18 protein-coding genes and 1 tRNA gene are annotated in these 21,164 nt (G+C 58.8%); 8 read left to right on the top strand and 11 right to left on the bottom strand.

Annotated features, from left to right (window positions below; all coding sequences use genetic code 11):
• Positions 1-1,114, bottom strand: a 1,114-nt coding sequence (gene argJ / locus L0H65_RS01960) for a bifunctional glutamate N-acetyltransferase/amino-acid acetyltransferase ArgJ (protein ID WP_301457082.1), incomplete at its 3' end; no start/stop codon positions are given.
• 24 nt (positions 1,115-1,138) lie between these two features.
• Positions 1,139-2,038 carry a peptidylprolyl isomerase gene (locus L0H65_RS01955; protein ID WP_301457081.1) on the bottom strand — a complete coding sequence of 300 codons (900 nt, stop codon included), beginning with the start codon at positions 2,036-2,038 and terminating at the stop codon, positions 1,139-1,141.
• Between the two features lie 204 nt (positions 2,039-2,242).
• On the opposite strand from L0H65_RS01955, the gene secA reads away from it, so the two are divergent.
• The 3 genes from secA to L0H65_RS01940 all read left to right on the top strand — a co-directional run bounded on the left by secA (position 2,243) and on the right by L0H65_RS01940 (position 7,819).
• Positions 2,243-4,945, top strand: coding sequence for a preprotein translocase subunit SecA (gene secA, locus L0H65_RS01950; protein ID WP_301457080.1), 2,703 nt, complete (start codon positions 2,243-2,245; stop codon positions 4,943-4,945).
• 184 nt (positions 4,946-5,129) lie between these two features.
• Positions 5,130-6,194, top strand: a complete 1,065-nt coding sequence (locus tag L0H65_RS01945; RefSeq protein ID WP_301457079.1) for a hypothetical protein — start codon at positions 5,130-5,132, stop codon at positions 6,192-6,194.
• 125 nt (positions 6,195-6,319) lie between these two features.
• The gene (locus L0H65_RS01940) at positions 6,320-7,819 is read left to right on the top strand and encodes an OmpA family protein (RefSeq protein WP_301457078.1); all 1,500 of its coding nucleotides are present in this window, start codon (positions 6,320-6,322) and stop codon (positions 7,817-7,819) included.
• A gap of 19 nt (positions 7,820-7,838) precedes the next feature.
• On the opposite strand, the gene radC is transcribed toward L0H65_RS01940, so the two are convergent.
• The 4 genes from radC to pyrF all read right to left on the bottom strand — a co-directional run bounded on the left by radC (position 7,839) and on the right by pyrF (position 12,849).
• Complete coding sequence (radC, locus tag L0H65_RS01935; protein WP_301457077.1) at positions 7,839-8,594, bottom strand: DNA repair protein RadC; 756 nt, start codon at positions 8,592-8,594, stop codon at positions 7,839-7,841.
• Between the two features lie 178 nt (positions 8,595-8,772).
• A complete protein-coding gene (dnaJ, locus tag L0H65_RS01930; RefSeq protein WP_301457076.1) occupies positions 8,773-9,927 on the bottom strand; it encodes a molecular chaperone DnaJ in 1,155 nt (384 codons plus the stop codon).
• A 74-nt stretch (positions 9,928-10,001) separates the two neighbouring features.
• Positions 10,002-11,909, bottom strand: a complete 1,908-nt coding sequence (dnaK, locus tag L0H65_RS01925; RefSeq protein ID WP_301457075.1) for a molecular chaperone DnaK — start codon at positions 11,907-11,909, stop codon at positions 10,002-10,004.
• Between the two features lie 244 nt (positions 11,910-12,153).
• Positions 12,154-12,849 carry an orotidine-5'-phosphate decarboxylase gene (pyrF, locus tag L0H65_RS01920; protein ID WP_301457074.1) on the bottom strand — a complete coding sequence of 232 codons (696 nt, stop codon included), beginning with the start codon at positions 12,847-12,849 and terminating at the stop codon, positions 12,154-12,156.
• A 144-nt stretch (positions 12,850-12,993) separates the two neighbouring features.
• On the opposite strand from pyrF, the gene L0H65_RS01915 reads away from it, so the two are divergent.
• A complete protein-coding gene (locus tag L0H65_RS01915) occupies positions 12,994-13,770 on the top strand; it encodes a hypothetical protein (protein ID WP_301457073.1) in 777 nt (258 codons plus the stop codon).
• Positions 13,771-13,820: 50 nt separating this feature from the next.
• Here L0H65_RS01915 and L0H65_RS01910 read toward each other — a convergent pair whose 3' ends face one another.
• Both L0H65_RS01910 and L0H65_RS01905 read right to left on the bottom strand, forming a co-directional pair.
• Positions 13,821-14,063 carry a hypothetical protein gene (locus L0H65_RS01910; RefSeq protein WP_301457072.1) on the bottom strand — a complete coding sequence of 81 codons (243 nt, stop codon included), beginning with the start codon at positions 14,061-14,063 and terminating at the stop codon, positions 13,821-13,823.
• 10 nt (positions 14,064-14,073) lie between these two features.
• Positions 14,074-14,274: a hypothetical protein gene (locus tag L0H65_RS01905; protein WP_301457071.1), complete on the bottom strand. Its 201-nt coding sequence runs from the start codon at positions 14,272-14,274 to the stop codon at positions 14,074-14,076.
• Between the two features lie 217 nt (positions 14,275-14,491).
• Here L0H65_RS01905 and clpB point away from each other — a divergent pair, with 217 nt between their 5' ends.
• Positions 14,492-17,104 (top strand): ATP-dependent chaperone ClpB, encoded by a 2,613-nt coding sequence (clpB, locus tag L0H65_RS01900; RefSeq protein WP_301457070.1) that lies wholly within the window; start codon positions 14,492-14,494, stop codon positions 17,102-17,104.
• Positions 17,105-17,193: 89 nt separating this feature from the next.
• On the opposite strand, the gene L0H65_RS19765 is transcribed toward clpB, so the two are convergent.
• Entirely contained in the window at positions 17,194-17,502 is a 309-nt protein-coding gene (locus L0H65_RS19765; RefSeq protein ID WP_367651966.1) for a helix-hairpin-helix domain-containing protein, read from the bottom strand.
• 82 nt (positions 17,503-17,584) lie between these two features.
• Positions 17,585-18,439: an N-formylglutamate amidohydrolase gene (locus tag L0H65_RS01895; protein ID WP_301457069.1), complete on the bottom strand. Its 855-nt coding sequence runs from the start codon at positions 18,437-18,439 to the stop codon at positions 17,585-17,587.
• A gap of 186 nt (positions 18,440-18,625) precedes the next feature.
• Here L0H65_RS01895 and L0H65_RS01890 point away from each other — a divergent pair.
• The 3 genes from L0H65_RS01890 (at position 18,626) to L0H65_RS01880 (ending at position 20,231) form a co-directional block, all read left to right on the top strand.
• Positions 18,626-18,700, top strand: a tRNA-Val gene (locus tag L0H65_RS01890).
• Positions 18,701-18,797: 97 nt separating this feature from the next.
• On the top strand, positions 18,798-18,923 hold the full coding sequence (gene ykgO / locus L0H65_RS01885; protein WP_050527975.1) for a type B 50S ribosomal protein L36: 126 nt from the start codon (positions 18,798-18,800) through the stop codon (positions 18,921-18,923).
• Between the two features lie 252 nt (positions 18,924-19,175).
• The gene (locus L0H65_RS01880; RefSeq protein WP_301457068.1) at positions 19,176-20,231 is read left to right on the top strand and encodes a fatty acid desaturase; all 1,056 of its coding nucleotides are present in this window, start codon (positions 19,176-19,178) and stop codon (positions 20,229-20,231) included.
• 53 nt (positions 20,232-20,284) lie between these two features.
• Here the strand turns inward: L0H65_RS01880 and L0H65_RS01875 are convergent, their stop codons facing one another.
• Positions 20,285-20,848, bottom strand: coding sequence for a peroxidase-related enzyme (locus L0H65_RS01875; protein WP_301457067.1), 564 nt, complete (start codon positions 20,846-20,848; stop codon positions 20,285-20,287).
• Positions 20,849-21,164: the final 316 nt, after the last annotated feature.

Here is a 21,164-nt window from a genome sequence, read left to right as displayed (position 1 = left end):
TTTTCACCAGAGGTGAGTTGGCGATGGCCATGGCGGCAAGATGCGCGTCCTTTTCGGTGGCAGCCCCTGTCACCTGCACCTCCACCAGTTTTGTCGCCCCTTCGCCGTCGCGTGTGACCTGTTTGGCGAGGTCAAGCATGACATCATGCAGGGCAGCCTCAAAGGCTTTGCTGACCGGGCCTTTTATCGCAGCGGCGGTGCTTTGGCCAGTGGCGCAGAGCAGAAGCGCATCAGAGGTGGAAGTGTCGCTGTCAACGGTGATCGCGTTGAAGGTGCTGTCCACGTTGCGCGCCAACATCTTTTGTAGTGCTGCTGGCGTTATCCTGGCGTCGGTGAAGATATAGACAAGCATTGTCGCCATATCCGGCGCGATCATGCCGGAGCCTTTGGCAATACCTGCGATGTGGATCGGGCCGCCGTCGCCGTTGACTGTGGCTGTCGCACCTTTGGCGAAGGTGTCGGTGGTCATGATGGCTTGTGCGGCCATTTCGACCGCTTCCGTTTGCAAGCCACCCACCAAAGCGGGCAAAGCGTTCAGGATGCGTTCGTGTGGCAATGGCTCCCCGATGACACCGGTGGAGGAGGAAAACACGCGGGAGGCGGGAATTCCGAGTGACTTCGCAACGCCGCCCGTGACCGCATCGACCGATTTCTGACCGAGCGCGCCGGTAAAGGCGTTGGCATTGCCGGAGTTGACGACAACGGCGGCCCCGGCATCGGCGGGCACTTTCATCGCCAGTTTTGCCTGGCAATCCAGCACGCAAGCGGCGCGGGTGCTGGATTTGGTGAAAACCCCGGCAATTGCCGTTCCGGGGGCGAGGCGCACCAGCATCACATCCTTGCGGTTCTGGTATTTTACGCCGGCAGCGGCGGCGGAAAACTCCACGCCCGCAATCGCGGGTATTTTGGGAAAGCCGTCTTTCGGGGCAAGCGGTGAAATGGACTTGCCCGGCTTGATGGATTTCATCGCCGCCGCCGCCGTTGATGCGGCATGGCTCGCCTCGGCGGCGACGGTATTGGCGAGGGCGGTGCCACGGGTTTCCCAGTCAGCGAGCAGGGTCTTCATCTGCTTTTTCAGCGTCTTCGCTTTTGCTTTCCAGTCTTTCTTGGCCATGGTTCCGCCCCCATTTGTTGCAGTTCACTTGTCGAGCAAGGCCTGATCACGCAGCAATGCAGGGTCGAATCCCTCACCCGGTTTTTCAATCTTTGCACTATCGGCGAGGGTTTTGACATACGCCTCAACCGCGGTGTGTTCGATTTCCTGCGCCAGTTCATCGCGCACGTCATCAAGTGTCGGCGCGGCTTTGACGCGGGTTTCGATCAGATTGATCAGATGCCAACCGAATTGGGTTTGCACCGGTTCGGAAACCTTGCCGACTTCAAGCGCCACAACCGCATCCTGAAACGGCTTGACCATCATGCCATCGGAGAACCACCCCAGATCGCCGCCATTCGCGGCAGCACCATCAGAGGATTTAGCCTTGGCGACATCGGCAAAGACCGCACCGCCGTCAATCTCGGCTTTCAACGCCTTCGCCTCATCTTCGGTTTTCACGAGGATATGCGCTGCGTGATATTCCTTGACCTCAGGTGCTTTGGCATATTTGGCGTCATAGGCTTTTTGCAACGCTTCATCGGTAACGGCCTTGGTTGCAACGGCTTGCAAGGCGACACCGGCAAGATAGCCGCGCTGATCATTCTCCATCGCCAGTTTGTCGCGCAGGCTGGTCTTGCCCTCAACGCTTTGTGCCAGAACCACTTGCTGGACAAGCTGGTCGAGGATGCCTTTGTAAAGCGCCTCATCCGGAAGCGCCTGATATTGAGCGGGCAGATTTTCACGCAACACGATCATGTGACCCAAGGTAATCGGGGTGCCATTCACCGTCGCCACAACCGCACCTGCGCCACCTTCGGGCACCACCGGGGCTGGAGTTTCCGCACTTGTCGCCTCTTTCGTGGTGTCTTGTGCGGCAACGGGGGCGGCGGCCAAAGTGGCACCAAGGGCGATTGCGGCCCCGAACTTCACATATTTACCCATCTTTATTGTCCTTTGGGTTATGTCACGCGGCGCGTGACGTTGACTTGCCCGGCAGTGCCGCTTACATCGCGAAGGTCGTGTAAGACAGGGCCACCTAAGCCTGCCCGCCCTATCTATGGAAGGCAGGCAGGGCCGACAAGTCCGGTTCAATGCACGATCATGTCAGGAAACCCTGACATGGCAGGAACGCGCCACGGAGAAAATATGCTGGGTATCGGAACACTTGCGAAGAAGGTCTTTGGAACGCCAAACGACCGCAAGGTAAAATCGACTCGCCCGCTGGTCGAAAAGATCAACGCGCTGGAGCCGGAATTCACTGCCCTGTCGGATGATGAGATCAAGGCAAAGACCGAGGCACTTTCGGCGCGGGCACAGAAGGGCGAAAGCCTTGATGACCTGCTGCCCGAGGCGTTTGCCAATTGCCGTGAAGCTGCCCGCCGCGCCTTGGGGCTGCGGGCCTTTGATGTGCAGTTGATGGGCGGGATTTTCCTGCATCAGGGCAACATCGCCGAAATGAAAACCGGCGAAGGCAAAACCTTGATGGCGACCTTTCCGGCCTATCTGAACGCGCTGGCGGGTAAAGGCGTGCATATTGTGACGGTCAACGACTATCTGGCGAAACGTGACGCCGAATGGATGAGCAAGGTCTACGGTGCCTTGGGTTTGACGACCGGAGTTGTATACCCCTATCAGCCCGATGACGAAAAGCGCGCGGCATATCGTGCCGACGTGACCTATGCCACCAACAACGAGCTTGGGTTCGACTACCTGCGCGACAACATGAAATCCAGTATCGAGGATATGTCGCAACGCGACCATTTCTATGCCATCGTCGATGAGGTGGACTCGATCCTGATTGATGAGGCGCGGACACCGCTGATCATCTCTGGCCCGTCGCAAGACCGCAGTGAGCTTTATACCAAGGTTGACGCTCTGATCCCCGAAATCACGGATGAGCATTTCAAGCTGGATGAAAAGACCCGCAACGTGACCTACACGGAGGAGGGCAACGAATTCATCGAAAACCGTCTGCATGCTGTGGGCCTGTTGCCTGAGGAACAGAACCTCTACGACCCCGAAAGCACGACGCTGGTTCATCACGTCACCCAGGCCCTGCGCGCGCACAAGCTTTTTCACCGCGACCAGCAGTATATCGTGCGCGATGGTGAAGTGATGCTGATCGACGAATTCACCGGCCGCATGATGCGCGGGCGGCGGCTTTCTGACGGGCTGCATCAGGCGATTGAAGCCAAGGAAGCGGTGGCAATCCAGCCGGAAAACATCACCCTCGCGTCGGTAACCTTCCAGAACTATTTCCGGCTTTACAACAAACTGGCCGGGATGACCGGCACCGCGACGACTGAAGCCGAAGAATTCATGGAAATCTACAAGCTGGGTGTGGTCGAAGTGCCGACCAACCGCCCGATTGCCCGCGTAGATGAACATGATCAGGTGTACCGCACCGCGCGTGAAAAGTTTGAAGGCGTGGTCACAAGTATCAAGGAGGCCCATGCGAAAGGGCAGCCGATGCTTGTCGGCACCACTTCGATTGAAAAGTCCGAGGCGCTGTCGGATCTGCTTAAAGGTGCGGGCGTTCAGCACAATGTCCTGAACGCGCGGCAGCACGAACAGGAAGCACAGATCGTTGCCGATGCGGGCAAGTTTGGTGCGGTGACGATTGCGACCAACATGGCCGGGCGTGGCACCGATATTCAGCTTGGCGGCAACGTCGAAATGAAGGTGCTGGGCGCGCTGGAGGCGGACCCTGAACTGGACCCGGACGCCGTGCGCAAGCAGATCGAGGCGGAGCATGCCGAGGAAAAATCACGCGTGATTGCTGCTGGTGGTCTGTTCGTTCTGGCTACCGAACGCCACGAAAGCCGTCGCATCGACAACCAGCTTCGCGGGCGTTCGGGTCGTCAAGGTGATCCGGGGCGGTCATCATTCTTTCTGTCGCTCGAAGATGACTTGATGCGGATTTTCGGCTCGGAGCGGTTGGATAGTGTGCTGTCGAAACTGGGGATGAAACAGGGCGAGGCTATTGTTCACCCCTGGGTCAACAAATCGCTGGAAAAGGCGCAGGCCAAGGTTGAGGGCCGCAACTTCGACATCCGCAAGCAGTTGCTGAAATTCGACGATGTGATGAACGACCAGCGCAAGGCGATCTTTGGCCAGCGACGGGAGATCATGGAAGCCGAAGACCTGTCGGATATCGCGCGGGACATGCGGCATCAGGTGATTGACGACCTGATTGAGCATTATCTGCCGCCGAAATCTTATGCTGATCAATGGAATTCCGAAGGGCTTTATGCCTCGGTCATGGAAAAGCTGGGGCTGGACCTGCCGATCATCGAATGGGCCAAGGAAGAGGGCGTCGACCAGGAACTGATGCGCGAACGGATTTGCGACGCCTCGGACGTGAAGATGACCGAAAAGACCGAAGCCTTCGGCGCGGACACCATGCGCAACATCGAAAAGCAGGTGCTGTTGCAGACCATTGACGCGAAATGGCGCGAACATCTGCTGACCCTGGAACATCTGCGCTCTGTCGTCGGATTCCGGGGCTATGCGCAGCGCGATCCGCTGTCGGAATACAAGACCGAAGGTTTTACGCTGTTCGAATCGCTTTTGAACTCGCTGCGGCAGGACGTGACAACGCGGCTTGCGCAGGTGCGTCCGCTGACCGAAGCCGAACAAAAGGCGATGATGGAACAGTATCTGGCCCAACAACGTGCCGAAGCAGGTTCTGCCCACGCTACCCATGAGGGCGACGACGAAGCAGCGGAGGTCGCCGACAACGGATTTGATGAGAGCAAACCGGAAACTTGGGGTGACCCCGGCCGGAATGACCCATGCCCTTGCGGTTCTGGAAACAAATTCAAGCATTGTCACGGTCGCCTCGCCTGATTCGACGCGCAATTTGACCGATTGAGGCGATATGGGGGCGCGTTTTGCGCCCCTCACTGGCATTGCGGCCTCATTCTGGCAAAATCCCTGCCAATTGTTGGAAACATTCCTTATTCCGGCCATTCCGCTGCCCGTTTTTGTGCCTAACCATCATCTGTCACCTGACCAAAAAAGGAGGCCCGTGATGGACATGATGCGCAAAGTGGCAATGGTTGCTGCAACTCTTTCAGTGGCGCTTGGCGCTGGCTATACGATCCAGAACAGCCTTGTTGGCAAGAACGCGCCGCAGCGGGATGCTCAGGCCAGTGACAGGAAACCCACCGGGATCAAGCCACTGGCAGCAGGGCTTGGCGGCGTGCCCAACGCTACGATGCCCGAACCCACGCAAAGCCCGGCCCCCAAACTTCCCGAAGCTGCCTTTGCCCCGACACCCGAACCCGGCGCGGCTGAAAATCCGGCGCAAGCCGATGCCATGACGCCCGAAGCAGCGTCCCCCGCGACGATGACTGAAAATGCAACGCCTGCGACGGGTGCGAACATTTCACCCCCTGACACCGTACTTTCCGGCGACAGCACGAATTGCCCGATCTCGCTTGACTTGATCGCGAGCGCGCAAGCCACCATCGACATCACCCTGATCGCACCCTGCCGCACCTCGGAGCGTGTGGTTCTTCGCCATGGCGGGCTGACGGTGACGGCGCAAACCTCGCTCACAGGAACGCTGTTCACCAGCCTGCCTGGGATGGAGCCGACAGGCCGCGTGACGGTCCTGTTTGGTGACAGCGTGGAGGCAGTGGCCAAGGTTTCGCTGCCCGATCTACCGGAATATCGGCGCTTCGCGGTGCAATGGATGGCGGAGGACGCCTTTCAACTCAGCGCGTTGGAGGGTGGAGCGAGCTTTGGCGATGCGGGCAATATCACCGCCGCCAACCCCGGCCAGCGTCTGCCGGGTGTTGAAATGAAAGGCGGTTACATGAGCGTACTCGGCGATGCCTCGGTGCCGCTTCCGATGCTTGCCGAAGTGTATACCTACCCGGTCGACAAAATGGCAACCGTCGATCTGTCCATCGAAGCCGAAGTGACCGAAGCCACCTGCAACCGCGAATTGCTGGGCGAGGTGCTCTATTCGGACGGTGGTGCAGTGACCAAGACCGATCTGACAATGGCAACGCCGGCATGCGATGCCGTAGGCGATGTGCTGGTTCTGAACGACCCACTCCCCGATGTGAAACTGGCCAACCTGAACTGAGCCTGTAACGCGGGCGGATTCCGCCGGTTTGCGTGATCATCGACCGGAAATTGACGTATCGCCTTGCATTTGACCTGTCGAAACGGGTCAGATGCAAGGGTCTTTTGATTTACGGGCAGGTCTCTATGCGGTTGTTGACTGGCGGTGTTGGGATCATCGCGACGCTGGTGTTCGCGTTCGCGACGATGGCACAGGATATCACCTTGACCGCGCGTGACGGCGGGTTGGCGCTGTCGGGGCAATTGGTCAGCTATGATGGCGAATTTTACCGCGTTGATACGGTTTATGGCGGGCTCACCGTGGCATCCGAAGGGGTGATTTGCGACGGCCCGGCTTGCCCGGAACTCACAGCGCCTTTGACGGTGATCCGCGTCGTGGGTGCGGCGGAGGCGGGCGCGCGCCTGCTCCCGCGCCTGTTTGCCGGTTTTGCTGCCGCGCGTGGACTGACTTACATCGCTGGGGAAACGGGCTCTGACACGTCAGAGATCACTGACCCGCTGACCGCGCAACCGCTTGCCCGCATCAGTTTTGTCGCGATGCCTCCCGATGCCTCCCGCGCTGAGGTTCTGGGCCGCAAGGCCAGCCTGGCATTGCTTTTCCAAAGCACAAAATCCGCGCATGATCGCGCCGTCGGGTTGGAACCGCTCATCCCGATTGTGGCGCAGAACAACCTGTTTCCGGCCATTCGCAGCAGCGACCTGTCGGCGGCGCTAACAGGGAAGATCACGAATTGGCAGGAACTTGGCGGGCCGGACATGCCGATTGTTGTTCACGCACTCACACCCGATGCCGATTTCGCTGCCGCGATTTCCGCGCGGGTCGGGCAATTGGCGTCTGGCCCGCGCCATGCTGACGCGGAAAGCCTTGCCGCAGCGGTGGCACACGATCCGTGGGCGCTGGCGCTGATCGGCCAGTCGGACAAAGGTGCCGCCCGCGCCTTGCCATTGACCGATGCCTGCGATTTCCCGATGCTGGCGACTGACCTGAATGTCAAAGCCGAAGATTACCCTCTCACCGTGCCGCTGTTTCTTGCCTACGGACGCTATCGCCAACCGCTCCTGCTGCGCGAGTTCCTAGAATATCTCGCCACCGATGCGGCGCAAGCGGATGTTGCTGCGGCAGGCTTCGTTGACCGCCGCCTCGGTCGCGCACCGTTGACGGAGGATGGGCAACGCCTTCTTGGTGCTATTCGCAACGCGGGAACGGAGGTGCCGCTGGCAGAGTTGCAGCGCCTCGCCACCGCGATGACGGGTGGTCAACGCCTGTCGCTTACTTTCCGCTTTCAGGACGGCTCAGCACAGCTTGACGCCCATTCGCGTGAGAATCTGGCGGATTTGGCCCGCCAGATCGCCGCTGGCAATTTTCGCGGCGAATCCCTGGCGCTCGCCGGCTTCTCTGATGGCACCGGCACGGCTGCGGTCAATCTCGATCTGTCGCGCACGCGGGCCGAAGCGGTCCGCTCAGCCCTGCGCGTCATTGCGCCAGACTTGCGCGATGATCAATTGCCTCGAATCGAAGCCTTTGGTGAGGCTTTGCCGATGGCGTGCGATACCACGGCCACCGGCAGACAGATCAACCGCCGGGTGGAACTCTGGGTCCATCCGATCGGTAACGCAATCCCGTAACAGGTCGTCGACACCTCGCTCACAAATAGCCCGCACTGCGAAAACTCAGTTCCCGTTCCTTACCTATGATCAGATGATCGTGCAGTGAAATGCCCAGCACCTGCGCCGCATCCTGAATCTGGGCCGTCATCGAGATATCCGCATCTGATGGCGTAGGATCACCAGACGGGTGATTATGTACCAGAATCAAGGCGCTGGCGTTCAATTCCAAAGCCCGCTTTACGACCTCGCGCGTGTAAACCTGGACATGATCAACTGTACCGTGTGCCTGCTCTTCATCCGCGATCAGCACATTCTTGCGGTCCAGAAACAGAATGCGAAACTGCTCCGTCTCGCGATGTGCCATGGCGGTATGGCAATAGTCCAAAAGCGCATCCCAGGATGACAGAACCGCCTTGTTCATGACCCGCGCCCGCATCATTCTCTGGGCGCTGGCCTCGACGATCTTCAATTCCTGCACCACAGCGTCACCGACACCCTGCACAGCGACCAAGCGCGCAGCGGGGGCGGTGACTACACGATTGAAATCGCCAAACGTGTCTAGCAAACGCCGCGCCAAAGGCTTCACATCTTGCCGTGGAATGGCGCGGAACAGAACCAGTTCCAACAACTCATAATCCGGCATCGCTGCGGCCCCTCCCTCCATGAAACGTGTCCGCAACCGCTTCCGGTGATCCGCGATGTAGGAAGGCAACTTGCCCACGGCGATGGGTAAAGCCTCATCCTCCGCAAACAGCGGCAGAGGGGCTTCGTGAAAGGCGCGACGTTGGTTCATGTCAAAAACCCTGCCACGCGTTGGTAAACGAAAGGTTAATCGGACCCGACCGCAGCTTCATCTTGGAAAAAATACCTGCGCCGCAGGCATCCGCCCCGTGCCAGATACTCGCCGGATGCGCGAAGGGCCGTGGCAACGCCAAAGGCGGGGGTTCGATGCCCCCGCCTTTGGCTCACCCTTAACCTTTCATCCCTTCCCAAAAGGTTTTGACTTTGGAAAAGAACGTGCGCCCTTCAGGATTGTTGTCTTCCGACAGTTTTTCGAATTCGCGCAGCAATTCCTTCTGCCGACCCGTCAGGTTGACCGGCGTCTCCACCGCAAGCTCAATCAGCATATCGCCAATACCGCCGCCGCGCAGCGCTGGCATGCCTTTGGAGCGCAGGCGCATCTGCTTGCCGGTCTGACTGCCGCCGGGCACCTTCACTCGGCTTTTGCCGCCATCAATTGTCGGCACTTCCACTTCTCCACCCAAGGCTGCGGTCGCCATCGTTACCGGCACCCGGCAGAACAGATGCGCGCCGTCGCGCTGGAAAATCGCATGGTCCCGCACTTCGATGAAGATATAGAGATCCCCCGCCGGGCCACCCCGCAGACCGGCCTCGCCTTCGCCTGCCAGACGAATGCGCGTCCCGGTTTCTACCCCCGCCGGAATATTGACCGACAAGGACCGATCCTGTTCCACCCGACCGGCACCATGGCAGGTTTTGCAGGGGTTCTTGATGGTTTGCCCGATACCGTTGCAGGTGGGGCATGTGCGCTCCACCGTAAAAAATCCCTGTTGTGCCCGCACCTTGCCCATGCCGGAGCATGTCGGGCAGGTCACGGGTTCCGCGCCGCCTTCGGCACCGGAGCCACGGCAGGCTTCACAGGCCACCGATGTCGGCACATTGATGGTTTTCTGGATGCCGGAAAAAGCGTCCTCCAGCGTCACCCGCAGATTATAACGCAAATCCGATCCGCGCTGGGCGCGTGATCGACCGCCTCCGCCGCGCTGTCCGCCCATGAAATCGCCGAACAGATCCTCGAACACATCCGAGAAGGCGGACGCAAAGTCACCTTGCCCCGCAGCACCCGGCCGTCCACCGCGCGGGCCACCGCCCATGCCACCTTCAAAGGCGGCGTGACCATAACGGTCATATGCCGCCTTCTTGTCGGCATCCTTCAGGACCTCGTAAGCCTCATTCACTTCTTTGAACTGTTCTTCGGCTTTCGGGTTGTCGGAATTCCGGTCGGGGTGCAACTCTTTTGCTTTGGTGCGGTAGGCTTTCTTCAGCTCGTCCGCCGCCGCGCCGCGTGACGCCCCGAGCACCTCGTAATAGTCGCGTTTTGCCATGGCAAACCTCTAATCCTTAGAACGGCAGAAGGCGGCCCTGTCGTCTGGGCCGCCCCTCTTCCGATCCAGCGGTTTTACTTCCGCTTCTTTTCGCCAAGATCCTCAAAATCAGCGTCGACGATATCATCGTCAACCGGGCGGGCCTCATCTTCGCCGGCCCCGCCTTCCGCCGCTTCCTGGCTGGCCTTGTAGATCGCCTCACCCAGCTTCATCGCGGCTTCGGTCAGGTTTTGCATCGCACCCTTGATCTTGCTGGTATCTTCACCCTTCAAGGCTTCTTCCAGCGGCTGCATTGCAAATTCGATCGCCTCGACCGTGGACGGATCCACCTTGTCGCCATGCTCTTCCAGTGACTTCTTGGTGGAATGCATCAGGCTTTCGGCCTGGTTGCGGGTTTCCACCAATTCGCGACGTTCCTTATCGGACTCGGCGTTGGCTTCGGCATCTTTAACCATCTTTTCGATGTCTTCATCAGACAAGCCGCCCGATGCCTGGATGGTTATGTTCTGCGCCTTGCCGGTGCCCTTGTCCTTGGCACCGACGGAAACGATACCGTTGGCGTCAATATCAAAGGTCACTTCGATTTGCGGCATGCCGCGCGGCGAGGGCGGAATATCCTCCAGGTTGAACTGGCCAAGGATCTTGTTATCCGCAGCCATTTCACGCTCACCCTGGAACACGCGGATCGTCACGGCGTTCTGGTTGTCTTCGGCGGTGGAGAACACCTGGCTTTTCTTGGTCGGGATCGTGGTGTTGCGGTCGATCAGACGGGTGAACACGCCACCAAGGGTTTCAATGCCCAAGGACAGCGGGGTCACGTCCAGCAGAACAACGTCTTTCACGTCGCCTTGCAAAACGCCGGCCTGAATCGCGGCACCAAGGGCCACAACCTCATCCGGGTTCACACCCTTATGTGGTTCCTTGCCGAAGAATTTGGTCACTTCTTCGATCACGCGCGGCATCCGGGTCATACCACCGACCAGAACCACCTCATCAATATCGCCGGTGGACAGGCCCGCATCTTTCAGCGCGGCCTGGCATGGCTTGATCGAGGCTTTCACCAGATCGAGCACAAGGCTTTCCAGCTTGGCGCGGGTCAGTTTCATGACCATGTGCAGCGGCTGCCCGTTGGATCCCATCGAGATGAACGGCTGGTTGATCTCGGTCTGTTGGCTGGACGAAAGCTCAATCTTGGCTTTTTCAGCTGCTTCCTTCAGACGCTGCAACGCCATCTTGTCTTTGGTCAGATCGACCGCATGCTCTTTCTTGAACTCATCCGCGAGGTAATTCACGATCCGCATGTCGAAATCTTCACCGCCAAGGAAGGTGTCACCGTTGGTCGATTTCACTTCGAACAAACCGTCGTCAATCTCCAGAATGGTGATGTCGAATGTGCCACCGCCAAGGTCATAAACCGCGATGGTTTTCGCTTCTTTCTTGTCCAGACCGTACGCCAGCGCAGCCGCAGTCGGCTCGTTGATGATGCGCAGCACTTCCAGACCGGCGATCTTGCCCGCATCCTTGGTCGCCTGACGCTGGGCGTCGTTGAAATACGCTGGAACCGTGATAACGGCCTGCGTGACTTCTTCGCCAAGATACGACTCTGCGGTTTCCTTCATCTTGCCCAAGATGAAGGCAGAGATTTGCGAAGGCGAATATTTTTCATCGCGCACCTCCACCCAGGCGTCGCCATTGCCGCCGTCGACAAGGTGATAGGGTAGGTTCTTTTTGTCCTTGGCAAGGTGTTCGTCGTTGAGTGGACGCCCGATCAGACGCTTTACGGCGAAAACAGTGTTGGATGGGTTTGTCACAGCCTGACGCTTGGCCGGCTGCCCCACAAGGCGTTCACTTTCAGTGAAGCCCACAATGGAAGGCGTCGTGCGCGCGCCTTCCGAATTCTCAATGACTCGGGGCTGCGATCCGTCCATGATGGCGACGCAGGAGTTCGTGGTCCCGAGGTCGATCCCGATGACTTTGGCCATGTGTTAATACCTCTTCCTTATTCGGCGATGTTATGGGGGCAGGCCCATTATGGCCCCTGTCCCCGATCCCAGTTGATGGCCGCAGGGCACGGCCGCCCTTTCCGGCTACAGGGCGTATATAAGGAGGGGTTCCTGACCCTGCAAGCGGCAGAGCCACGGGTTTTTCAGCAGAGTTGCAGGAAATTGTCGGCGTTTTGCCGCGTTCTGGCGATTCCTGTGCCGGTCTCGCGCTTTTGGGTCCGTTTCACCGGGGCGGCAATTCTGCCAGCACTGCGTTTGCGGCAAGGTGCGGGTCGGCATGTTGCCAGATCGGGCGCCCGACGACGATATGGTCGGCACCGTCCGCAATTGCCTGTGCCGGGGTCGCTACCCGTTTCTGGTCGCCCCAGTCGGCCCCGGTCGGGCGCACGCCGGGGGTCACGATCAGCCGCCCTTTGGCGATGGGTAGCGCGCGGATCATCGCCGCTTCATGCGGGCTGGCAATGACGCCATCGGCCCCGGCCTCGAGCGCGTTCTGCGCGCGTTCGAGCGTGATCTCTGCCAGAGCACCCGGCTTGATCAGGTTGGCGTCAAGGTCGGCGCGGTCCAGCGAGGTCAGGATGGTGACGCCAAGGATTTTCAGGTTCGTCCCCGCCGCCCCTTCCTTGGCAGCGCGCACCACTTGCGGGTCACCGTGGACCGTCAGGAAATCGAGGTCGAACTGCGCAATGCCGCGCACGGCGGCCTCCACGGTGGCGCCAATGTCAAAAAACTTCATGTCCAGAAAGATGCGTTTGCCATGCTCCTGCTTCAATTCGTTCGCCAGCGCCAAGCCGCCGCCCGTCAGCATCCCCAACCCGATCTTGTAAAACGACACCGCGTCGCCAATGCGCTGTGCAAGCTCCATCCCGTGCACGACATTCGGCACGTCTAATGCCACGATCAATCGGTCATCAGCCATTCCAGTCCCCTTTTTTTGCGCAAACGGTTGGGTCATGGGCTTTTGTTCAACCGCTGTCAAGCGCAGGCATCAAGCCGCATTGACTTGCGCAGCGGCAGGCGGTTTGCTCTGCCGCAAAACAATCGGAAGAAAAAGAGGCAGTCGATGCGGATCAATCTGGAGTTTGAGCGCCCGGAGGACGGCCCCGGTTCTGGCCCGGTCACCGTTGGTTGGTTTTTGACCAAGGACAAAGGGGCGGTGCTTTACGACCCGCCCGAACGGGTGGTTTCGCGGCAAACCAGCAAGACCCATGCGAAATCTGCGAGCCGATGCCCGGCGGTGATCCAGATGGAAAGCCGCTATTTCATGGTGAAATGCCCGTTTGATCTGCATATCGGCTTTGGCAGGGATGATAAGGGCAAGGCGGTTCTGATCAACCGCGCCGGCGTTGCTTCCCCCATTCGTGCCAACAAAATCTCGGAAATTCTGGTCTTGGTGAATGAGTCGGAATGGCGCTTTCCGGACCGCCCGACGATCCAGTTGATGCTGCCCTATTGCTTCATCGCGGATGAAACCGTGTATCTGACGCAAATCAGCGCCTTCGCCCATTATCGCCCCGACCCGCTTCCCGGCACGATTTTCGGCGGCCGCTTCCCGGTGAACCTGTGGCCGCGCCCTTTGATGTGGGCGTTTGAATGGCATGATCCGAAAAAAGACCTGATCCTGAAACGCGGGGAGCCGCTGTTCTATGTGCAGTTCGAAGCCTCCGGCCCTGACCGCCCGGTGCAACTGGTGGAAGCGGAACGGACCGAGGCGCTGGAAGCCTATCTGGAACAAATCTCGGGAGCCGTGAACTACGTCAACCAAACCTTTAGCTTGTTCAAAGCGGCAGAGGCTATCCGGCCTATCAAATTGCTGACACCGAAAAAAAGAGCGGAGTAGCGTAGCTACGCCGAGAGTGGGCGCTTTTGCGGACCTTCAGAGGCGCCAACTCAGGCAGCGTGGGGCATGTCGATCAAATGGCCCGTGTGCCGCGCGATCAGCAAACCCTTGGCGCTGGCGATCAGCCGTTGGCGCAAAGGGGTCGAACCCTGTGCAGGCTCCGCGGTCCGGATGCGGATCTGGCGAGGGACAGGCCGACCCTCCTCCTTCACCAGAAAAGCGACCAGCACCTCTACCTGACCGAAATCGCGGGCATAGCGGGCATGTTCCACATGGGCTTCAAGGATACGCATGTCATACCTCCTACCGTGTGATCTGATGTTCTGCCGCACGCACGAGCCCGCGCACCAGATGCTGATGCGAGATACTTTCAGCTGCGGGAAGGGTAACGCCTACGCGCAGCGGGATTGGAATTCCGGGAGTGAAGAAATCAACCGCGGCTTCAAAATGGCGGCGCGCGGCGTCATAGATGACAAAGGCTATCCGGGTTGCGGTGATGGCCATGAGATATGATCCTTTACAGATTGGGGCGCAAACGGCACCTGCCTCACAACAGAACAACCAATAGATGAACATTTGGTTCCCTGATTTTTAGGGGTCTCCTATTCACAGATGCTTGAATCGTTGGGTTTGTGCACCCAAATTGACGGTGAGGCCCAAAAGGGATGTGCCGTGATCGGGCATTCCTGTGGTTGGGCGCTTTTGTAAAAGGAGAATACCGATGAACATGGAGAAGTTCACGGAACGGTCTCGCGGCTTCCTGCAAGCTGCGCAAACTATTGCGATGCGAGAAAGCCATCAAAGGCTTGCGCCTGAGCATCTGCTGAAAGCCTTGATGGACGATGATCAGGGGATGGCTTCCAACCTGATTCGTCGCGCTGGCGGTGACCCGGTTCGCGTCACGGAGGCCGTCGATCTCACGCTTGGCAAGATCGCCAAGGTTTCGGGCGATGCACAACCCTATATGGACCCGGCCACGGTGCGGGTGCTGGATGAGGCCGAAAAAGTCGCGACCAAAGCCGGCGACAGTTTTGTTCCGGTGGAACGGATCCTGGTGGCGCTGTGCATGAGCAATACCAACGCCAAGGACGCTTTGAAAGCGGGCGATGTGACTGCGCAAAACCTCAACGCTGCAATCAATGACATTCGCAAAGGCCGCACGGCTGATACCGCGAGCGCCGAGGACGGTTATGAGGCGTTGAAGAAATACGCGCGCGATCTGACCGAGGCCGCCGAGCAGGGCAAGATTGACCCGATCATCGGTCGGGATGAAGAAATCCGCCGCACCATGCAGGTGCTGTCGCGCCGCACCAAGAACAACCCGGTGCTGATCGGCGAGCCGGGCGTGGGTAAAACCGCGATTGCCGAAGGTCTTGCCCTGCGCATCATTGACGGCGATGTGCCGGAATCCTTGCGCAACAAGAAGTTGATGGCGCTGGATATGGGCGCGTTGATTGCAGGAGCGAAATATCGCGGCGAATTTGAGGAGCGCCTGAAATCAATCCTCAAGGAAATCGAGGCCGCAGCGGGTGAAATCATCCTGTTCATTGATGAAATGCACACATTGGTCGGCGCAGGCAAGGCTGACGGTGCGATGGACGCTGCAAACCTGATCAAACCGGCGTTGGCGCGGGGTGAGTTGCATTGCGTTGGTGCAACCACCTTGGACGAATACCGCAAATACGTGGAAAAGGACGCAGCCCTTGCGCGGCGTTTCCAGCCCGTGATGGTGGAAGAACCGACGGTGGAAGACACCATCTCCATCCTGCGCGGGATCAAGGACAAGTATGAAATGCACCATGGCGTGCGGATTTCTGATAGCGCCTTGGTCGCTGCGGCAACGCTTTCGCATCGCTATATCACCGACCGTTTCTTGCCGGATAAGGCGATTGACCTTGTGGACGAAGCCGCCAGCCGTTTGCGGATGGAAGTGGACAGCAAGCCGGAGGAGTTGGACCAACTCGACCGCCAAATCCTGCAACTCCAGATCGAAGCGGAAGCGTTGAAAAAAGAGGATGACGCCGCGTCGAAAGACCGTCTGGAAAAGCTGGAAAAGGAACTGGCCGACCTGATGGAGCAATCCGACAGCCTGACCGCCAAGTGGCAGTCAGAACGTGACGCCTTGGAAATGGGGCGTGAGTTGAAGGAAAAACTCGACCGCGCGCGGGCCGATCTGGATAGCGCCAAGCGTGAAGGCAATCTGGGCAAGGCGGGGGAGCTTTCCTACGGCATCATCCCGCAATTGGAAAAGCAACTCGCCGAGCAAGAAGGTCTGGAATCCGATGCTTTGGTGTCGGAAGCCGTGCGCCCTGAACAGATCGCCGAAGTGGTGGAACGCTGGACCGGGATTCCCACCACCAAGATGCTGGAGGGTGAGCGCGAAAAGCTGCTGAAGATGGAAGAAGAACTCGGCAAGCGGGTGATTGGCCAGCACCCTGCGCTGAAAGCGGTCGCAAATGCGGTGCGCCGTGCGCGGGCGGGATTGAACGATGAGAACCGTCCGCTTGGGTCGTTTTTGTTTCTTGGGCCAACGGGCGTTGGTAAAACCGAACTGACCAAGGCTGTGGCGGAATACCTGTTTGACGATGATCAGGCGATGGTTCGGATTGATATGTCAGAATACATGGAGAAACATGCGGTCAGCCGCTTGATCGGCGCACCCCCAGGCTATGTCGGCTATGACGAAGGCGGGGCTTTGACGGAAGCCGTGCGCCGCCGCCCCTATCAGGTGGTGCTGTTTGATGAGGTGGAAAAAGCGCACCCAGATGTGTTCAACGTTCTGTTGCAAGTGCTGGATGACGGGATGTTGACCGATGGTCAGGGCCGCACCGTGGATTTCAAGCAAACGCTGATCATCCTGACCTCGAACCTTGGCGCGGTGGCCCTTAGCCAGCTTCCCGATGGCGCAGACCCGGCCCCGGCACGGGCGCAGGTGATGGACGCGGTGCGGGCACATTTCCGCCCTGAATTCCTGAACCGGCTGGATGAGACGATCATCTTTGACCGTCTGGCGCGGAGTGATATGGCGGGGATTGTGACGATCCAGCTCAAGCGGTTGGAAAACCGTCTGGCAAGCCGCAAGATCACGCTCGATCTTGATCAGGACGCGCGCGATTGGTTGGCCGATGAGGGGTATGACCCGGTGTTCGGTGCGCGCCCCTTGAAGCGCGTGATCCAACGCAGCCTTCAAGACCCGCTGGCCGAGATGATCTTGGCGGGGGATGTGTTGGACGGCAGCACGATCAAGGTGTCGGCGGGTGTCGATGGCTTGCTGATCGGGGATCGCATCAGTGCTTCACAACGCGGAAAACCGGCGGAAGCTGTGGTTCACTGAGCGATGATCAAACGGCGGAACGGCCCCGATTCTCTGACGGGGCCGTTTTCGTTGGGTATCAATGCAAGACGGCGCTTTCCCGTGCGCAATTACCCGATTTGCGGAAAGCCTCCATTCAACTGACGTTCTTTCCGTATTTTGGTGAAGGCCCACCAATTCAGTGGTTCGCCAGTCTGAGCTCGATGGATAGTTGCTGAGAAAACGTCATGCACGCATGGGTCTTGGTGGCATCCGGTTATCTGACACAATTGAATATAAAGATCGTCGGCATTTTGTTCCGAAAGCTGGGCGACAGTGCGGATGCCGAGACGCTGAAAGTCAGCCAAGGCCGATTCGCCAAAGTTTCGAAGATCGCTGATGGTTGCTATTCTTGTGGCCGGACCCGGATGAGAGACCAATATACTTCCCCTTCAATAATGAAACATGTAGTGGCTCTGCTGTGCGGCTTGCGTTTCCAGCGGGGGAGATGGAACCGTCTGATTACTCCGCCGCCAAAGCGACATCTTCGGCACCACCCGTAATCCGTGCAATCACGCCTGATATCAGCGCCTGAAACGCGGCGAAATCGGCGCGGGGTTGTACTTTTGCCTCGTCCAGATACAGCGCGCGATCAATCTCGACTTGCACCACATGCTGGCCCCGTGATGGGCGGCCATAAGCCTGCGCGATATATGCGCCGGCAAAGGGCGCATTGCGGGCAACACGCAGCCCGGCCTCTTGAAACGCAGCCTCGATCCGCGCGACGACCTTGTTGGAGGCCGTGGTGCCGAACCGATCGCCCAACACCACCTCCGGTCGCAGGGGGCCAAGGCGGGAATGTGAACTGATCGCCTCATGCGGCATGGAATGGCAGTCGATCAGGATGGCCTCCCCGAACTGCCGATGGGTGTCTGCAAGCAAATGGTGCAGTTTTTGGTGATAGGGGTGCCAATATGTCGCCAGTCTTGCGTCTGCATCGGCGCGGCTGATGCGCCCGGCATAAATGGCCCGCCCGCCGGAAACGACGCGCGGAATCACCCCCAAACCTGAGGTGATGCGCGGGTTGTGGGAGCCATGGGACGCGCCTTCGATCAAGGCCGGGTCCAATTCATCATCACAGCGGTTGAGGTCGAGATAGGCACGCGGGGCGCGCGCGGTCAGCAACGGGGCGCCGAAAAGCGGCGCGTCGGCAAAGAGCTGGTCAACATAGGCATCCTCGGATGAACGCAAAACCAAGGGGTCCAACCGGCTCTCACGTTGAAACGTCGCCAGATAGTCGCGCCCGCTGTGAGGGGACGAAAACACCAGCGGGGCTGTTTGCTCTGGTGGCAGCGCCAGATCGTAGGGGTGTGACAAATTGCGGCCTCCTTGGTGTCCAGAGATATACCGCGCAATCCGATTTGCCAAATCCCCAATTACAAAACCTCTTGAACACCGGCGCGACTCCTTTTATAGCCCTGCCAACCGACGCGGTTCCGCCCGCGTCCTTTTCTTTGGTACTTGGGTCAAAGACGGGTCACGGCGGGGTTGCAGCGGCCAAGTGGGCGGTTAGCTCAGCGGTAGAGCACTACGTTGACATCGTAGTGGCCACTGGTTCGATCCCAGTACCGCCCACCATTCTTGCCGCCAATCTGGTTGCAGGTTCACCGTTCCCACATTAAGTGGGTACAAGAAATTCAATCGGCGCACGCGCGCCGCGAAAAGGAGAAGGCCCATGAAGGTCAAAAACTCGCTCCGCTCGCTGAAGTTGCGTCACCGCGACTGCCAGGTCGTGCGCCGCAAAGGCCGTGTCTATGTGATCAACAAGACACAACGGCGTTTCAAGGCCCGTCAGGGCTGAACGCCACACCTGACGCAGGGTTGCAGGCAATAATCCGAAGAACCGCCGAGGGGTGCCTCTGGCGGTTTTTCTACGGGGTAACAGTGCCTTGAGGTATTGGCGCTGGGCAACACATCTGCGACAGATAGGCATCCCCCCTTCGAATTCGTTGCAAGCGCGGTCAGTTTAACTTATCGCTAAGTCGGAATAGGGTAGCTTTGGCCAGGCTGCTCTTGTCAAAACCGGCCATATCAACAGGGAAGACACCAGCAAATGAACGTTCAGAACCTGCGCGCTGCGGCGCATGCTGCTGTGCCGGAGATACCCCGCTCAGCGCGCGAATGGTTGCAAATCCTGGCCAAATATCGAGATCCGAACCCGGCGCGCAGTGTGTTTGAACTGGCGGTGACTCTCGGTCCGTTCCTGTTGATCTGGACGGTGGCGATCTGGGTTTTGCAATATAGCGCGATTGCGGCGCTTGTTCTGGGTGCGATAAACGGGCTGTTTCTGGTGCGCCTGTTCTGCATTCAGCATGATTGTGGCCATGCGTCGTTTTTCACCAACCGGCCATTGAGCGATTGGATCGGGCGCAGTCTTGGTGTGCTGACTCTGACGCCTTACCATGTCTGGCGCCGACAACATGCGATCCATCATTCCGCCTCGGGCAACCTCGATTTGCGCGGGATCGGTGATGTGACGACGTTGACGGTGGAAGAATATCTGGCGCGCTCCCGCTTTGGCCGTTTCATGTACCGGATTTATCGCAGCCCGCTGACCCTGTTCGTGATCGGCCCGGCCTATATTTTCCTGATCCAGAACCGCATCCCATATGGCTTGATGAAATCCGGGGCGTCGTTCTGGCTGTCGTGCATGGGAACCAATCTCACCCTGCTGGTCGGAATGGTGGCGTTGGTCTATTTCGGCGGCTGGGCACCGTTGTTTCTGGTCGTCTTGCCGTCGTGGATTGTTGCGGCATCAACCGGCGTCTGGCTGTTCTATGTGCAGCATCAATTCGAGGATACACATTGGCGCAAGGCCGAGGATTGGCAGTTGCACGAAGCCGCCCTCGAAGGGTCTTCGCATTATGTACTGCCGCGCCCCTTGCAGTGGCTGTCCGCCAATATCGGCATTCACCATGTCCATCACCTGTACAGTCGCATTCCTTTCTATCGGTTGACCGAGGTGATCCGCGATCATCCGATCCTTGCGGAATCGCAGCGCATGACGATTGGTCAGAGCATTTCCTGCGCACGGCTGCATTTGTGGGATGAAAGCCAGAAAAAACTGCTGTCGTTCCGGCGCGCCCATGCGATGTATCTGACCGCGTGACACAAGCATGTGTCACGGCTGCAGGGTGCGCTGAAGCAGGCCCGACGCCGAAATCATCGCGCGGCGTTGTGATATTCCGGGTTGGGCTTCATCTCGGTCGCGCTGGCGAGGCGGTTCGACATATTGAAGAATGAGGTGACCGCCGCGATATCCCAGATATCGCGGTTGGAAAATCCTGCCGAGCGCAGGGTTTCACGATCAGGCTCCTCGATGTCTTGCGGCGTTCTGGTCAATTTTACCGCAAAGCGCAGCATCGCCTTCTGCTTCGGTTCCAAAGGTGCGGCGCGCCAGTTCTGCGCGATCACCTCTGCCAGCGCCGGATCACCTGAGAGTTGCCGCAGCGCTGCGCCATGCGCGGTCAGGCAGTAGACGCAGCGATTTTCAGCGGAAACCGCGACCGCGATCATTTCCCGCTCGGTCTTGCTCAACCCGGAAGGGGCCAGCATCAGGTCATTATACATGTCCATGAAGGCGCGCAGTTTGGTCTGATCGAAAGCATAGGCTTGCAGCACATTCGGAATCAGCCCCAGCTTTTCGACACATTTGGCGAAATAGGCTTCGATGTCATCGTCAAGCGGGTTGGCGGGGGCAAGGTTCAGCGCGGTGGTGTTGGTCACATCATTCTTCCTTTGTCGGCCTTGCGCCGATCAGGCGGTTCGGTCGGGTGTCGGCATCTGGTCCGCTTCTACCATGCATCCAAACCCAGCAAGTCGTAAAGGCTCTGTGGCGGACGCGATTGGGTTTACCCCTGCGCTTTGGGCGCGGCAAACCGCGGGCAGTACATTCATATCCCGGCGGGGACGTGACAGACGCAAGTTGGCAGGCAATCGCCAGCTTGTTTGCATTCTGGCCTGTGAAATCCGGTCGATTCAGGTATTTTCACCAAGATGAAGCAGCTATGTTGCGCTGTCGCGGATTGCACTTCCCTACGGG

The organism is Pseudorhodobacter sp., from assembly GCF_030452865.1.
GTDB lineage: Bacteria > Pseudomonadota > Alphaproteobacteria > Rhodobacterales > Rhodobacteraceae > Pseudorhodobacter.
Note: the sequence above shows the minus strand (reverse complement) of the source record. Positions and strands in the feature narration are given on the sequence as shown.